General features: G+C 46.9%; 16 protein-coding genes and 1 tRNA gene. 12 read left to right on the forward strand and 5 right to left on the reverse strand.

Annotated elements, in window-relative coordinates; all coding sequences use genetic code 11:
• The coding region (locus BLQ88_RS29615; RefSeq protein ID WP_090156640.1) for an ISAon1 family transposase N-terminal region protein at positions 1–258 on the reverse strand (258 nt) is incomplete at its 3' end.
• Between the two features lie 79 nt (positions 259–337).
• On the opposite strand from BLQ88_RS29615, the gene BLQ88_RS37725 reads away from it, so the two are divergent.
• From BLQ88_RS37725 to BLQ88_RS29665, 10 genes are all read left to right on the forward strand, one after another.
• Positions 338–415 carry a four-helix bundle copper-binding protein gene (locus BLQ88_RS37725; protein WP_510185994.1) on the forward strand — a complete coding sequence of 26 codons (78 nt, stop codon included), beginning with the start codon at positions 338–340 and terminating at the stop codon, positions 413–415.
• A gap of 458 nt (positions 416–873) precedes the next feature.
• Positions 874–1,344, forward strand: coding sequence for an Lrp/AsnC ligand binding domain-containing protein (locus BLQ88_RS29620; RefSeq protein ID WP_090156641.1), 471 nt, complete (start codon positions 874–876; stop codon positions 1,342–1,344).
• 95 nt (positions 1,345–1,439) lie between these two features.
• A complete protein-coding gene (locus BLQ88_RS29625; RefSeq protein WP_090156642.1) occupies positions 1,440–1,793 on the forward strand; it encodes a PadR family transcriptional regulator in 354 nt (117 codons plus the stop codon).
• A 37-nt stretch (positions 1,794–1,830) separates the two neighbouring features.
• A complete protein-coding gene (locus BLQ88_RS29630) occupies positions 1,831–2,856 on the forward strand; it encodes an energy transducer TonB (protein WP_090156643.1) in 1,026 nt (341 codons plus the stop codon).
• A gap of 153 nt (positions 2,857–3,009) precedes the next feature.
• On the forward strand, positions 3,010–3,534 hold the full coding sequence (locus tag BLQ88_RS29635; protein WP_090156644.1) for a 3'-5' exonuclease: 525 nt from the start codon (positions 3,010–3,012) through the stop codon (positions 3,532–3,534).
• Between the two features lie 76 nt (positions 3,535–3,610).
• The gene (locus tag BLQ88_RS36905; RefSeq protein ID WP_176885155.1) at positions 3,611–3,787 is read left to right on the forward strand and encodes a hypothetical protein; all 177 of its coding nucleotides are present in this window, start codon (positions 3,611–3,613) and stop codon (positions 3,785–3,787) included.
• A 131-nt stretch (positions 3,788–3,918) separates the two neighbouring features.
• Positions 3,919–3,992: transfer RNA gene (locus BLQ88_RS29640), tRNA-Ala, on the forward strand.
• A gap of 1,673 nt (positions 3,993–5,665) precedes the next feature.
• Positions 5,666–5,857 carry a cold-shock protein gene (locus tag BLQ88_RS29655; protein WP_090156647.1) on the forward strand — a complete coding sequence of 64 codons (192 nt, stop codon included), beginning with the start codon at positions 5,666–5,668 and terminating at the stop codon, positions 5,855–5,857.
• Positions 5,858–5,927: 70 nt separating this feature from the next.
• A complete protein-coding gene (locus BLQ88_RS29660) occupies positions 5,928–6,854 on the forward strand; it encodes a lysophospholipid acyltransferase family protein (protein ID WP_090156648.1) in 927 nt (308 codons plus the stop codon).
• 9 nt (positions 6,855–6,863) lie between these two features.
• Positions 6,864–8,336, forward strand: a complete 1,473-nt coding sequence (locus BLQ88_RS29665) for a glycoside hydrolase family 130 protein (RefSeq protein ID WP_090156649.1) — start codon at positions 6,864–6,866, stop codon at positions 8,334–8,336.
• On the opposite strand, the gene BLQ88_RS29670 is transcribed toward BLQ88_RS29665, so the two are convergent.
• Both BLQ88_RS29670 and BLQ88_RS29675 read right to left on the reverse strand, forming a co-directional pair.
• Positions 8,333–9,343, reverse strand: a complete 1,011-nt coding sequence (locus BLQ88_RS29670; protein WP_090156650.1) for a glycosyltransferase family 4 protein — start codon at positions 9,341–9,343, stop codon at positions 8,333–8,335. The two genes, BLQ88_RS29665 and BLQ88_RS29670, sit on opposite strands and share 4 nt — an antisense overlap.
• Positions 9,340–11,583 carry a glycosyltransferase family 4 protein gene (locus BLQ88_RS29675; protein ID WP_090156651.1) on the reverse strand — a complete coding sequence of 748 codons (2,244 nt, stop codon included), beginning with the start codon at positions 11,581–11,583 and terminating at the stop codon, positions 9,340–9,342. Before BLQ88_RS29675 ends, BLQ88_RS29670 begins: the two co-directional genes overlap by 4 nt.
• A 271-nt stretch (positions 11,584–11,854) precedes the next feature.
• Between BLQ88_RS29675 and BLQ88_RS29680 the strand changes: the two genes are divergently transcribed.
• Positions 11,855–12,703, forward strand: coding sequence for a transglutaminase family protein (locus BLQ88_RS29680; protein ID WP_090156652.1), 849 nt, complete (start codon positions 11,855–11,857; stop codon positions 12,701–12,703).
• Positions 12,704–12,732: 29 nt separating this feature from the next.
• Here the strand turns inward: BLQ88_RS29680 and BLQ88_RS29685 are convergent, their stop codons facing one another.
• Together BLQ88_RS29685 and BLQ88_RS29690 are read right to left on the reverse strand one after the other, a co-directional pair.
• Entirely contained in the window at positions 12,733–12,954 is a 222-nt protein-coding gene (locus tag BLQ88_RS29685; protein ID WP_090156653.1) for a hypothetical protein, read from the reverse strand.
• A 5-nt stretch (positions 12,955–12,959) separates the two neighbouring features.
• Positions 12,960–13,550: a response regulator transcription factor gene (locus BLQ88_RS29690; RefSeq protein ID WP_218132968.1), complete on the reverse strand. Its 591-nt coding sequence runs from the start codon at positions 13,548–13,550 to the stop codon at positions 12,960–12,962.
• A gap of 290 nt (positions 13,551–13,840) precedes the next feature.
• Here BLQ88_RS29690 and BLQ88_RS29695 point away from each other — a divergent pair, with 290 nt between their 5' ends.
• Positions 13,841–14,950, forward strand: coding sequence for a fatty acid desaturase family protein (locus tag BLQ88_RS29695; protein WP_090156655.1), 1,110 nt, complete (start codon positions 13,841–13,843; stop codon positions 14,948–14,950).
• Positions 14,951–14,975 lie beyond the last annotated feature (25 nt).

The following is a 14,975-nucleotide window of genomic DNA, read 5'->3' on the forward strand; positions in this document are numbered from 1 at the left end:
TGTCTTGGTATTAAGCCATCTGCGGCGTTTGATGTGAAGGAAGACCTTATGGCCCCGAATTGGAAAATCCTGAACAGTAATCATCGGAAAGAACCCTTTGGAGAGCAAATTCTTCCTCTCCGGGTCATTCTCATCCGCATTCTTCTCATCTATATGCACGTGAAATACTCCATCCTGACGGTCGATGGATGTCAATTCAAAATTTTCAAGGATAAACTCTGGTAATAGAAACTGGATAATAGGCAAGAAACTCTCCAAAACGAACTAGGTTGATTAAAAACACAAACCTAGAAAATCCTATGCGCTCCACAAGTTTTTGATTTGATCCGCGATGGGCATGGAGCATTGCCGCGTCTGCGCCGAGATGTGCAGGTTGTGTGCGGCAAAGTGCGAAACGATGGCTACGGCTGTCTGAAATGGGCGTAAAAAAAACACGCAGGTTTCAAAATGAACCCGCGTGTCAAATTACACTTCATCAACAAACTAAAAACCAAATAAAACTAATACGAAAAAAATCGCTTGTCAAGTTTTTTTTGCTGTAGGAGGGGGATTCGAACCACCCACGGTGCGGTTAGCTACGGTACAAATACTGTTGGTGGTCCACCCCAGTCGACTTGCGTCGGCATTATGCCGCGTTTATCCCTTATTCACCACCCCCGAGACAGGAGGGCATGGCTGCCAATTTCATCACCCTACAATGTGATCCCGAATTGAGTAAAAGCGATATTGCTACCAGCTTTTTCTAATTTGGTTCTGCAAAACTAAAACTTCTGATCTGAATTATAAAATATTTTCATTTAAAATTGTTAAAATTTACGATTCTTTCATAAATTGACTCTCATTGTTGCAAAGAATTCAAACTTTCGACACGGAATGCATAAATATTCAGATATTGATAATACCGACCTCCGCATCCTTTCGCTGCTGATTGAGAACGCAGCGTTACCGTACACGGAAATCGGAAAGCGGGTGTTTGTCTCGGGTGGGACGGTGCACGTGCGCATGAAAAAACTGGAACAAATGGGTATCGTAAAGGGCTCCCAGCTCGTGATCGATCCTACGAAGCTGGGTTGGGATATCAGCGCGTTCCTGGGAATCTACCTCGACAAAAGTTCGTTATACGAGCAGGTTGCAACCGAGCTGGAAGGCATACCCGAAGTTGTGAATATCCATTATACCACGGGGATTTACAGTATCTTCCTTAAAATCGTTTGCAGAGACACCGGGCACCTCCGCGAAATCCTTCACGATAAGATACAAAAGGTGAATGGCATCCAGCGGACGGAGACCTTCATTTCACTCGAAGAGCGCATTAATCGCTCTATTCCATTGGCAGAGAGTTAGTTGGAAATTTCTCTTGATCTCATTAAAAGAAATTTGTAGATTTGTGTTGTATATATAAAAAACTTATATATATTTGCTATATAAAAATTTCACTCATGGAGAATAACACAACGAGTAACGAGTATGTACGGGGTACATTAAAAACCATCGTGTTGAATTTGCTTGCTGAGCACGACCGGATGTATGGTTATGAGATTACCCAGGAAGTAAAAGACAGAACAGGCGGAGCTATTGCCCTGACGTTCGGCGCGCTTTACCCCGTGCTCCATAAACTGGAACAGGAGGGTTTGTTGCTGACCGAGTCGGTGGAGGTGGACGGACGCCTTCGGAAATATTATTCCCTTACGCACCGTGGTAATGAAACTGCGCGTACTAAAACCAATGACTTAGAGCGTTTTATAGATGCTGTAAGACTGCTGCTGGCTCCCAAAAATCTGGCAACCGAATAAACACAGTTACATGGCTAATCTCTAAACAGATCGATCTATGAAACGCCTTCAGGAAAATCGCATTGACCAAATAAGCAAGTATTTGCAGGCAAACAAGCTGGACCCGGAATTGCTTCCGGAGATTCTCGATCATCTGGCTTGTGAAGCGGAGGAAAGTCTTTGGGATGGCAAGCCATTCGAGCAGGTTTACCACAATATGGTAAAAACGGCTGATGCGCAAACCCTCCTGAATCTGAGTGTTGATCATCAAAATCTATTAGCCATGGAAAAATCTTTGAATGACATCGTCTTCGAGAACCGTAACAAATCGTACGGTGCGTATGATCTGAGAAAAGGTTATGGTCAGACCGTCCAGCGGGCGGTGGTGATGGGGGTTGCGTTTTTCTTGTTGCTGGTAATGTTCCCGAAACTATACGCGGAACTCGTTCCAGATCTCAAATCGGACGCCATTGCGTATGAAGTGTCGGTGACTCCGATAGACATCAAAATGGAAGAGCCGCCCGCTGCGCCTCCGGCCAAAGAGGAGCCTGCCCCGGTCCAGAAGGCCGTGAAATCCCTGACACCAGAAGTACTTCCGGATGAAAAGGTAATGATTGAAGAATTGCCACCGGTAGTAGAAGATTTGCAAAATGCGCAGCCTTCAACCGAAACGGTGGACGGCGTCGAGAACCTGGACGTGATCGCGCCACCAGTAGAAAATGCACCGGCAGCGAAAGCGGATGTTGCGGGAGTTGCGCCTAAAAAAGAAGAAACTTTTACGTATGTAGAACAGTCGCCACAATATGCAGGCGGTAATGAAGCGATGGCGGCTTTCCTGCGCAAAAATCTTAAATATCCGAGACCGGCCACCCAGGCTGGCGTACAGGGAAGGGTATTTGTACAATTTACAGTAGGTTCTGATGGAAAAATAGAGAATGCGACCGCAGTGAAGGGCATCGGGTTTGGTTGCGATGAGGAAGCGGTGAGAGTGGTGAAGATGATGAAAGACTGGATGCCTGGCAAGCAGGCCGGCGTTCCGGTACGGGTTAGATTTACGCTGCCGATCGCATTTCAACTGGACTAGTCATCGCTCACTTGCGTAGATGCCTCCCTGTTATTGAAGAAAATCCTCGCTTCGGCGGGGATTTTTTCGTTTTTTTGCATTGTTAAAATTTTTTCTTCCAATAAACCGGCTTACGGCCGTATTTGCGAGTAACCATTTCAGTGTGAGTAATTAATGTATGCGATAGTTGATATTGAGACCACAGGCGGAGGAGGGACTTCACGCATTACCGAAATTGCTGTTTTCAGACACGATGGTACCCGGGTCGTCGATTTCTTCCATTCGCTGATCAACCCGGAAATGTACATTCCACCATTCATCACCCGCCTTACGGGTATCGATAATGAAATGGTGAAGGATGCACCTACTTTTTATGAAGTTCAGGATGCCGTGAGGGCCATGACGCGTGACGCCTGGTTTGTCGCGCACAATGCCAAGTTCGATTATGGCTTCATCAAACGGGAATTCGGTGCGCTGGATGAATATTTTCAACGCGATTTATTGTGTACCGTTCAGCTGAGCCGGAAAATCTTCCCAGGCCTCAAATCGTACAGCCTCGGTAATCTCTGTGAAAGCCTGGAAATCATGATCGAAAACCGTCACCGCGCCCACGGCGACGCCGAAGCGACCGTGCGACTCTTTGAAAAATTATTAATGAACGACCGGCAGAAGCTCATCCCGATGGACATGTTTCAATAGTAAAATTCTCCACGGAGCTTTCATGGAATGGTTTTTGAAGTTAAATAAACATCACTAACCTAAATGATTCCTTCTCATGAAAGCTTACATCAATCTTCTGATAATCCTCCTTCTTTCATTCACGCTTACCAGCTGCGAACTGATCGGCGACATTTTTAAAACCGGTGTCTGGACGGGCGTAATCCTCGTCGTAGGTATCATCGCCATCGTGATCTGGCTGCTTGCCAAGGCATTCGGCGGTGGCTCGCGGTGATGGTTTGAAAAAGATTCTGTTTGAAACATAAAAATCATGCAGGTGCTTGCATCTGAAAATTCTCCGTTTCATCTTTGCACTCCTCAAACGGGGGCCGGGATTCAAAAAGTGAATCCGGTAATGATTGAAATGGGGGATTAGCTCAGTTGGCTAGAGCGCTTGCATGGCATGCAAGAGGTCGTCGGTTCGAATCCGATATTCTCCACTTGATAATCAACCACTTACAAATGTTTTGTAAGTGGTTTTTTTATTTAGGTCGAACATAGGTCGAACATTTTTTCTAGGATTTGGCGAGTTTTTTTGAGCATTCGAGGTACCACAATTACTAATTTTAGATTTTGCAGTTAGTCATTTGTAGGCCGCTTGTATGTCGTCATTGGCTCCTCCTCTATGAAGACGAGATTGCCTTATTAGTCTACCAAAAATAAAACGTTGAAAAACAGTTATGTAAGTGGTGGGGCCCTGCTATAACCATTTAAGTTCCCTATCTTCCTGAATGGAAAACAAACATCTAGTAGGGTCGGTGGTCTCGTTGTTAACGGACCCCAGGAAGCGGTTGACGGTCAACAAGTATTTGAAGCGTATTTACTATTGTGAGGAAATCGGCGACGGTGACAAAAAGATGTTGTCTTTTTTTGAAAGGGAATTGATTCCGATTCCATTGAACTGATCGATTTAATAAGACTGTGTGCGGCGAGCCCAAAATGCAATTTTCTAGGGCTCGCTTTTTGTTTGCTGCCCTTCACCTGCTTACGACCCAGCCTTAAGGGGTTTTAACTGTGGCTAGATTTTTGCTTCAATTGACCACCCACCAATCATCGCCCACAAATCAACAGAGACGGAGAAATCATCATTATTGAGGATAACGAAGAGGATAGAAATGTGCTCGAATACGTATTTGAAAAGCTGAGCTATCCCGACAGGAGGGCATATTTCAAGGATGGAGAGTCAGCGTTAGCCTATATGAATGCACCCTATGCCGAACCCTTCCTTGTATTGTCTGACATTGATCACTCGTATACAGATGGTGCCGATCTTAACACCCAGCTTAGCACCGACATTGAAATCAGGCGAACAGGCATCCCTTATCTTTATCTGACGAATAGGGCAAATCACGAGCTGATAATTGATGCATACGATAAAATGGCATAAGGCTTCTTTATTAAACCCAATTCACCAAAGGAACTTGTTTCGACGCTGAAAGCCATCACAGTTTATTGGCTGGCATATGCTATTTCCTCTTGAACGTCGGGGGGCGGCGCAGTGGTGGCTCTTAGTAATCTATGGCTATCTCAACAGTAGATAACCAACGCGTGTGGAGGTATTGTTAAGCGGATTGCCTTCCCGTTTCTCGCTTCAATATTTAATTCTGCCGGGCTCAAGTTCGAGGCAAACAAGCACTTCATCGAGCTATCAATAGGGTGCATCACATCATCGACTGTGACGTATACACTAGCGTTATTTTCCTGGTCTAAATTCATAGCGCATAGTATTTCATGGTCGTCCAAGATGCGCGACCTCGCGATTACCTCCTTATCGCCGGTTTCGTCATCCGGGTAGCCAAAAATGGTTCCATTCCGGGATGTCGACCGGAGAAAAAAGGCTCCGGATATGAACGTAAGGTATTTTCGAATTAAGCTTTCAAGCCACCCCTTATGAGACGGGCGCAACTTTTCCAGACAGTGCTCACGGACACCTCAGAAGTCAGGATCTGACTGGATGTCGAGCAGGTTTTGCATTACAGAAGTCAAGTTTAGCGGAATGTTCCTTGAAGGTAGTTGTTTTTTGACGAAATAAAATATTATTCTAAATTTTTCCAATAATATTTTTATTGTCAAAATTTTATTTTACATTTGATAAATATTTTAAAATAAAAGTATGAATATAGGAACGGTTAAGTTTTTTAATGATACCAAAGGTTTTGGTTTCATTGCTCCGGAACATGGCGGAGCTGATGTTTTTGTACACACTACTGGTCTCAATGATGATATCCGTGAAAATGACAGTGTGTCTTACGATGTGGAAGAAGGTAGAAAAGGCCTGAACGCAGTTAATGTAACCATTATCTAAGCGGCATAAACATACAAAGCAATAGAAATCCTCCCGGTGCGGAGGATTTTTTGTTTTTTAGACCATACAGATGAAATTCAACATCCCGAAATATCCGAGATCGTTATCGCGAACAGTAGCGCAGCTATTAACAGATCTGCCAGCTGCCCTTTTGAGTAAATCGCTGCTTTGCCTGACCTCACTCCTCTCTGTTTTACTTTCCTTATTGCTCCGGTTTATACTGCAATACCGGAAAACAGTAATCCTTAAAAACCTGACAAGTTCTTTTCCCACCAAATCCCCTTTGGAGATCCGCAGGCTTACGAGCGCCTATTACCGTCATATGAGCGATCTTTTGCTCGAACCTTTTTTGTTTTACCTGGCGCCTGAAAGGCTTAGAAAGCGCCTGGCGAAGTATATCAACCCGGAAGTTCTGGAATCGCTCCATGCCGACCAGCGACCGGTGATAGTCCTCGCGTCGCATTATGGAAACTGGGAGTACCTGATTAATCTTCCGCAAGTGACGGACTATCCGGTCTACACAGCTTACTCGCCGATCAAAAATGGTCTGCTCGACAGGATGATGATCAGGTTGCGTTCGTTCCTGGGAGTCAAACTTATTCCCAAGAAGGGATTTTACCGGCAAGCGTTGTCGCTGTTGCGCCAAACTGCTATCCCAAACTTACTGGTGGTCATCGCAGATCAGCGGCCTGCACCTGGCAGCGATAAATTTCACATTTCATTCCTGGACCAGGATACTGCCGTTCAAACGGGAGGAGAACGGATGGCGGCTTCATCGCAGGCGGCAGTCGTGTACGTTGAATCCCAAAAAAGGTCTCGTTTCAGCTACGAGTTCACATTTCGGCTGATGGAGCACCTTGACCGGTCAACGCCTTTGAGCATTACAAAATCCTACTATCATTTTCTGGAAAAAAGCATCAGCCGCGCGCCATCTTACTGGCTATGGTCACATAACCGGTGGAAAATTCCGGCGGCGGGTGCTATCCATTCATCTTAAATATTGATCATGGCCGTACATCTCATTCGGAAAGACACCATTTTTCAACCTGATTCGAGCCGGGTCATTGCGCGATTTCTATACAATGGCGAGGATAGGAGTAAAGAACTGATATCGATTATTCTCGCGCTTGATGCAGGCAGCCAGGTACGGCAACTGAACAGCGTTCTGAGAAAGTACGCGAAACGGCACCGGAATATCCTCAAAGTATTCGAACGACATTTTCGGAAGCTGGAAGTTCTGCTCAACGCCATGCAAATAGACCCGCAGGATATGGAGACGAACCAACGTCTGCTGATCGGTGCCTATTTCACGATGGAATACTCCATCGAAGCTGCGGCCTTTTTCAACCCGTCGATTGTGGCCGATCCCGATCAATCCGGGGTCGAACCGGGTGAAACGCGGGTGATCCTCAGCTTTCGGGCTACGGGGGAAGGACATATATCATCTATTGTATTCCGTTCTGCACTCATTGACCAAAACGATGATATTGTCATCGATACGCCTGGCCGGTTACTCGATTCTCCCGAGCATGTGCGCAACCACATCTATAAGAAAAAGTCGTTTCTGTCAAAATTGGGTGAAATGCAGGATTTGGATAATCTTGCGTATCCGGCTTTGGAAAGAAAGTTGACCGAGACTTTTACGTACGAAGAACTCAAACGGTATGTGGAAGAAACCAGCGGGTTGTCGGAGATGGACATCGCGGGCGCGGTGTTTCTCCGCGAGGTAATGTGGCTGGCCTCTTCGCACTATGAAATGGATTTTTCCCTTGATACCGACATCTCAGAACGTGTGATCTTTCCCATCGCCGATACGGAAAAAAGAGGTATCGAAGACGCGAGGTTTGTCTGTTTCACCGATGACAAGCAAGAGCGGACCTACTATGCTACCTACACGGCGTACGATGGCGTCAATATCCTACCCAAGCTCTTGACTACCCGCGACTTCTATCATTTCAAAGTACTGCCGCTGCACGGAGAGATTGCGCAAAACAAGGGAATGGCACTTTTTCCCCGCAAGATCAAGGGTAAATACGCCATGCTTTGCCGTATCGACGGCGTAAATAATTACATTGCCTATTCGGATAATATCAGCGTTTGGCGCAAGGCCACGTTGATCCAGACACCCAAATTCCCCTGGGAATTCGTTCAAATCGGCAATTGCGGCTCACCCATTGAAACCCGGGCCGGATGGCTGGTATTGACCCACGGAGTCGGCCCGATGCGGGAGTACGTGCTAGGTGCATCGCTGTTTGAATTGGAAAGTCCTGAAAATGAGATAGGGCGTCTGATTAACCCCCTACTGATCCCCAATGCAAGCGAGCGCGATGGTTATGTGCCGAATGTCGTGTATTCCTGTGGCGCATTTGTGCACAATCAGAGTCTGATTATCCCCTATGCGACTTCCGACTATGCTTCTACTTATGCAGTGGTCAATTTAGAAGAATTATTAGAAGACCTTATCGTCGACAAGAACTAATGCCGGAGAATTTCTTCGTAGACGCTCATGTAATTGTCCACCATCTTTTCTTTCGAAAACATCGCCTTCGCCCATTGGCGGCATTCCTGCCTGTCAAGCTGTGCAACCCTTTTTACAGCCTGAACGGCCTCACCGATTGTATGGACCAGGAACCCGGTTTTCCCGTCGATAATCAGCTCGCACATCGAGCCACGGTTAAAGGCGATCACCGGTGTACCGCAGAACATCGATTCTGCGACGCTTAAACCAAAAGGTTCGTCGAACTGGATCGGGTGAAGCAGAGCGAGCGCCTTTCCGAGTAACGTTTTCCGCTCGGATGGCCCGACGTTCCCAATATAAAAGACTGATCTTTCGTCGACGCAGGGCTCGATCTTTTGCTCGAAATAGGCATCGTCCTGAATCAGCCCCGCTATTAGCAGGACTTTCCCTGACTCTCGGGCTATTTGAATCGCTTCCAGCGTTCCCTTTTCGGGATGAATACGTCCGAAAAACAGCAGATAATCTTGCGGGTTTCTCTCGAAAGGGAAATCCTTGCCGTCGACACCGTTATAAACTGTTGCAATGTAGTCCAGCTCGTCGCTACGATCGGCATTGCTAATGGATGCGTAAAAACATGATCCGTTATACTTCCGGTAGACATCCAGGATTTTCGGGGATGAAAACCCATGGATCGTCGTCAGCATTGGGGTCCGGATGAGTTTGGAGTAGGTTAATGGGAGAAAATCGAAATGATTGTGGATCAGATCAAATCGGGAGGCATTTTCCATCAAATGGCTGATGTGCAGACATTCGGCCACTTTTGGGTCGATGTCCCTGTCTTCCGCATAGGGAGCGTGCGAGGTTCCTTCCAGTTTTGCCGTAGTCATCGAATCGGTTGTGGCAAAAAGCGTTACATCTACCCCCTTCTCGACGAGCCCCTCCGTCAGATACGAGGCCACCTGCTCCCATGGCCCATATTGCCGGGGCGGCGTACGCCATGCGATCGATGATAGTATAGCCACTCTCATACCAGTTCGGCTTCCATTTTGGTGACTTCCTCAAATGCTTCGAGCACGCTTAAATGGGAGATCAGGTAGGCCAATGTGCTCTCGGCTCCCTGGTTTCGGTTGACGCCTGTGCTTTCCAAACCGTCGCAGCAGCCCTTTGTTTCAAAATCGTAAAGGCTTACCCGGAGGTCGTTTTCTCCTAAAAACCACATGAAACAGGTGGATAATTTCTGGATATAGGATTGATCTTTGGTAAGCCGGAATGCCTGATGGAACATCAATACCATGGCAAGGGCATCCAGTGGTTGCTGAGCAAACATCGATTGCTCGCGATCTCTGCCGTACCAGTTCTCGTTGCCCACCACCGACAAATAGCCGTTACGGAGCGTTACATCCGAAAGGAAATCCATGCTTTCTATTGCTACTTCGAAGACGCGGGGATCATGCAAAAACTCAGCAGCATGCAGGAGCGCCAAAGGCAAAAATGCATTGTCATAGGCCAGCAGCGATTCAAACCATTGCCAATCATTGCTGCGGTGGATATCGTATTCGGTGAGAAGCCTGCCGGTCAGGGCTTCCAATATCTTGATCATCCCTTCGTCTGTCGGATTGCTTTTCAGGTAATGGCATATCCCGACGATGGTATTGGCAATGCTTCGGATAGATCTGAGATTGGTGAAATTCGGCACGGCGTCAAAGAAAATCTCGCGGCCGGTCTGGTAATAGGCGTCATTAGGCGCATTCCCGAGCAGATAGCCCAATGACCATATGGTACGTCCAAAAGAGTCCTCTGACCCCACTTCATCCAGAAAGTTCCGGTTGAAGCTCAGGAAGTTTCTGAACATGCCGTCCTGGGTCTGCATGTAATTGATGTAGCTTAAATAGGTGGGCGACAGTTTCAAGGCAAGTGGATGCTTGTTTCTTTTGTAGGTCATCAACACCATCAGCAAGGCCCTTGCATTATCATCCAGGCAATAGCCTTCTTTCAGGTTCGGGATCCCGTATTTGGCGTGCTGGATAATGCCGGTGTCGTCGGTGAGGCGCTGAACATGATCGAGCAGGAATGGCGGGAGCGCAAGCGGGTCCAGAATCATCGGACTGCCCGATTCAAGATCCAGTCCGATTTTCGCTATTGATTCCGCCAATTCCAGGTATTTTTCCCCGATTTTCGGCCAGGTTATTTCGCGACCATAATCGAATGCATTTTTGCGGAGCTGTTGCATCTGGTCGGGATGATCCAGTAGTTCAAGCAATATCTCGGTGAGTGCCGGTGAGTCGTGGAAGTTGAAAAGGCGGCCCCTGCCATCGGCGAGCAGTTCTGCCGCATGCCAATACGGCGTAGAAATCACTGCATTGCCGGCGCCGATCGCATAGGAAAGTGTCCCGCTGGTGATCTGAGCCTCGCTGGTATAAGGGGTGATATATATATCGGAGGCGGAGAGGTATTTGAAAAGCTCGGACTGACTTATGAACTCGTTCAGGAATACGACATGCTTTTCAATACCCAGCTGTTTGACCAGGCCTGCGAGGAAGACACGGTATTCTTCCCCGGCATGCCTGACTACATTGGGATGTGTTTTTCCCAGCACAATATAAACTAGTTGCGGATACTTCTTCACTACCTCGGGCAAGGCCCTCAGGACTGTCTCAATCCCTTTATTACGCCCGATAAATCCGAAGGTCAACAGCACCTGCTTGGAGGAAAGCTTGAACTCTTTCTTAGTCAGAAGTTGACCAAAGTGTATGTCCGGCACACCATGTGCAATAAGGGCGATTTTGTCGATGGGTACCTTGTAGACATCCGACAGCATATCTACCGCGGTCTGGCTCATGACCACTACCGACTGCGCAATTTTACATATCTCGGTCATCACAGCCTTCTGATTGTAGGAAGGCGTTTTCAGGACGGTATGCAGTGTCACAATCAGCGGAATTTTGAGCCGGTATAATAACGGCAGGATGTAGATGCCGTCCTGCCCACCGAATATACCGAATTCGTGTTCGAGGATGCAGATATCAGCCCCGCTCAGGTTAATGAGATTGGCTGCTTCCAGGTAATCGGTCTGCTCTTCTTGCCGGATAGTGAGCTTGACCTCTTTGGGGTAATCATAATGCAGGCCATTGTCGTCAATCGCGATCACAAAGCCTTGCGAGCCGCCTACCACGGCTTCCTCTCCGACGCTAGAATGAAATAAATTTTGAGTGAAAGTGCCAATTCCGCACTCCCTTGGCGGGTAAGTTCCTATAAAGGCAATTTTCATTTCGGCCGTTTGTTGATTTGTTGTAAGATAACCTAATTAAACCGCATTACCCGGGAATATTTCAGCTGCCACCAAATATTTTACAGAATCCTCATGAATCCATAAAACATGTTGAATATCAGGGAAAAGGACCTACCTTACAACAAAACTAAAAACCATGTCAAAAGAAAAAAACCAGCAGAAAAGTGACAAAAAAAAGCCCGCCAAAAACCTGAAAGAAAAGCGCGCGGACAAGAAGGAGAAGCGGGATAGTAAATCGAAGATCGACTAGATGACGCGCGTTTCAGTTAAGCACAGAATAGACTACAGATACGATCACAAAGTACTTCTGTCCCCACACAGATTCCGCCTTGCTCCGCAGCGCGATACCCAGGCGGTCATCGAAGGATACAGCTTTGTGCTGCGGCCCGCTAATCGCCTATACTGGCAACACGATGTTTACGGCAATAAAATGGCGCGGGCCGATTTCGATGAGACAACAGATTTTATGTCGGTGGACGTTACTCTGGAAATCAAGCTGACCGGTTTCAACCCCTTCGATGTGCTAGTCGACGATGAATCACAGTACTTCCCATTTTTGTATCCTTCGATCGTTAAAAATGCTTTGCTGCCATATTTGCAGATCGTAGACAGGAGCTCTGCCCTCACCGCATTCGTTGGCTGCGCTGAAAAGTTTCATGGTGAAACTCTCTCTTTCCTGGTACAGCTCAATCAGCATATTTGTAATTATATCCGTTACGTGCAGAGAGTAGAGCCAGGCGTGCAGTCATGCGAGATGACCCTGAGAACCCGTACTGGTTCTTGCCGCGATTCTGCATGGCTCATGGTTCAGGTGCTGCGACGATTAGGACTGGCAAGCAGGTTTGTATCAGGTTATCTGATACAATTAGGAACCACATCGGGCGACTCAGTTGAACTGCATGCCTGGGCAGAAGTTTTCATACCAGGGGCCAGCTGGATTGGTTTGGACACAACCTCGGGCCTGTTTACCAGTGAAGGCCATATCCCGCTTGCGATTGGACCCGGTCCAGCGCAGGTGGCACCTGTCGAAGGATTGACCGAGCAATGCTCGGCTTCAATGACTTATCAATTTAAAGTCGAATCTTCGAAATACTTGTAACACTCGCCTCTGGTACCGCGAAACCTGTCTTAGCCGACGGTATCCAGATAACGCCTAACTTCGTCGAAAATATGCTTGTTGCTCGCGTTGGGAACGTTACACTCCAGTAATTTCCTGAGAAGTTCAATCGGCTTATCAGTCAGTACTTCTAGCTGCTGCATCAATGCCAGATTAAGTCTCTCCGAACTAAGGTGCCTGTTACCTTCCATGATGGGGTAAACCTTATCGGCAATTTGTTGAGCCAGTTTCATGTCGTTTAATTTTCGTTCAGTCCAAGAATCTCTTTAAGTGCAAGAACATTGTCAATGCCTACTTTCGCAAAAATGGCAGCTTTAAATGTGCTGATCGTTGAGAGATGCAGCCCCGTTTTTTCAGCGATGGACGAGGTCGACATTCCTTGTACGAGGTAGTCGGCAACTTCTTTTTGTCTTCGCGTAAGCAGATCCCCTCGTCTTTGCGGGGTATGGCTGGCAATCAGGTACTCGAATATGAACGCCATATGCTCAGCGCCCAGATACCGCTTCCCGCCCATGACAGACCTAATGCAAATCAGCATTTCCGATATATCCGCATATTTGGACAGGTAACCATTTACCCCCTTCTTAAAGTAATCGATGATCACCTCGGGTTGCATTTCAGGCCCATACACGATCACCCGCGAACCGGAATATTTCTGCCTGATTTCTGAGATGGACGGATACCCCTCCTCTTCAAAATCCGCATGCAACACATAAATAACCAGATCAGGCTCCGGCCGCCCTGCATTTTGATCATAATCCCGGATATTGTTTGATTCTACAATCTCTGCTTCCTCAAAATTTTTCCTGAGAAGAATCGCCAGACCCATGCGCATTACCGGGTGAGTATCAAAAATTGCAAACGTCGGACGGCGCGGTGCCGGGTGGATATTCATAGATAAAGGTAGCTGCAATTAACGTAGCAATCACCCTTTCTTCAGCTTATTAAAAAGTTTTTAGCATCTCGAAAACGATTGATATCACTCTCGAATTTCTTTGAGAATTTTCTACAATAAATATTGACTTTCAGCGTTTTACATCAAACGGCCCATGCCAGAGCAGATTTAGCATCCCTGTATCTTCCAAAGTCATTTTACCACAAGGACTAAAAAAGGAAGATATGAGCAGAGAGAAAAAAATCAAGTTTGTCGCAATCGACAAAACCCTTTTCTTCCCCACCCTTAAAAAAAGGGTTGAGCAGTATTTTACAGAAAATCATAAATCAAGGTACGCCGACGGAATGATGGTGCTCAAAACGATCATCCTGCTGGCGTGTTACGTATTGCCCTTTGTCGCAATACTGGCGTTCACGCCAGGAGTATGGGTTAGTATGCTGTTATGGCTGGTAATGGGTGCTGCCATTTCCGGGATCGGAATGAGCGTCATGCATGACGCCAATCACGGCGCGTTCTCCAGAAGGCCGGCGGTAAACAAATGGCTGGGTTTTACAATATACCTGGCCGGCGCAGGCGTATCGAATTGGAAATGGCAGCACAATGTCCTGCACCATACCTACACTAACGTCGCCAACCTGGACGAGGACATCAGGGACCGGGGCGTTATGAAACTTTCGCCGCACGAGGCGGTGAAATCCATTCACCGGTTTCAATGGACGTATGCATTCTTTTTTTACGGGATTCTGACATTATACTGGGTGCTTCTGAAAGATTTTATCCAGTACGCCCATTTCATTAAATCCGGATTGAACCGACAGACAAAACGCGAAAACCTGCAAATGCTCACAGGAATGATCGTGATAAAACTGCTTTACTTGGGCACATTTTTCGTGCTTCCCACACTGGTTTTTCAAATTCCCTTCAATGCGATCCTGACCGGATTTTTACTCATGCATTTTACCGCCGGCCTCGTGCTGACGGTGATCTTTCAGCTTGCCCATTCGGTGGAAGGAACCCAATACCCATTGCCCAATCCGGAAGGTATTATAGAAAAGGACTGGGCTGTGCATCAGATGGAAACCACCGTCAATTTCTCTCCGCGAAACAAATGGCTCAGCTGGTATGTCGGAGGACTTAACTTTCAGATCGAGCACCACCTCTTTCCGAAAATATGCCACATACATTATCCGGCCATCGCTCCCATCGTCAAAAAAACAGCCCAGGAATTCGGACTGAAATATATGGAGCATCAAACTTTTATAATTGCCCTGAGGTCCCATATCGCGATACTTAAAAAGTTCGGAATACCCCGTTTTAATGAAGGAATTGTTTAGCTTCAATGCACACTTCTAGTTCTCG

The organism is Dyadobacter soli (assembly GCF_900101885.1).
GTDB classification, from domain to species: Bacteria; Bacteroidota; Bacteroidia; order Cytophagales; family Spirosomataceae; genus Dyadobacter; species Dyadobacter soli.

Coding starts and splice junctions, on each gene's coding strand:
- BLQ88_RS37725 (WP_510185994.1), top strand. CDS start 338: ATGGAGCATTGCCGCGTCTGCGCCGAGATGTGCAGGTTGTGTGCGGCA.
- BLQ88_RS29620 (WP_090156641.1), top strand. CDS start 874: ATGCATAAATATTCAGATATTGATAATACCGACCTCCGCATCCTTTCG.
- BLQ88_RS29625 (WP_090156642.1), top strand. CDS start 1,440: ATGGAGAATAACACAACGAGTAACGAGTATGTACGGGGTACATTAAAA.
- BLQ88_RS29630 (WP_090156643.1), top strand. CDS start 1,831: ATGAAACGCCTTCAGGAAAATCGCATTGACCAAATAAGCAAGTATTTG.
- BLQ88_RS29635 (WP_090156644.1), top strand. CDS start 3,010: ATGTATGCGATAGTTGATATTGAGACCACAGGCGGAGGAGGGACTTCA.
- BLQ88_RS36905 (WP_176885155.1), top strand. CDS start 3,611: ATGAAAGCTTACATCAATCTTCTGATAATCCTCCTTCTTTCATTCACG.
- BLQ88_RS29655 (WP_090156647.1), top strand. CDS start 5,666: ATGAATATAGGAACGGTTAAGTTTTTTAATGATACCAAAGGTTTTGGT.
- BLQ88_RS29660 (WP_090156648.1), top strand. CDS start 5,928: ATGAAATTCAACATCCCGAAATATCCGAGATCGTTATCGCGAACAGTA.
- BLQ88_RS29665 (WP_090156649.1), top strand. CDS start 6,864: ATGGCCGTACATCTCATTCGGAAAGACACCATTTTTCAACCTGATTCG.
- BLQ88_RS29670 (WP_090156650.1), bottom strand. CDS start 9,343: ATGAGAGTGGCTATACTATCATCGATCGCATGGCGTACGCCGCCCCGG.
- BLQ88_RS29675 (WP_090156651.1), bottom strand. CDS start 11,583: ATGAAAATTGCCTTTATAGGAACTTACCCGCCAAGGGAGTGCGGAATT.
- BLQ88_RS29680 (WP_090156652.1), top strand. CDS start 11,855: ATGACGCGCGTTTCAGTTAAGCACAGAATAGACTACAGATACGATCAC.
- BLQ88_RS29685 (WP_090156653.1), bottom strand. CDS start 12,954: ATGAAACTGGCTCAACAAATTGCCGATAAGGTTTACCCCATCATGGAA.
- BLQ88_RS29690 (WP_218132968.1), bottom strand. CDS start 13,550: ATGGGTCTGGCGATTCTTCTCAGGAAAAATTTTGAGGAAGCAGAGATT.
- BLQ88_RS29695 (WP_090156655.1), top strand. CDS start 13,841: ATGAGCAGAGAGAAAAAAATCAAGTTTGTCGCAATCGACAAAACCCTT.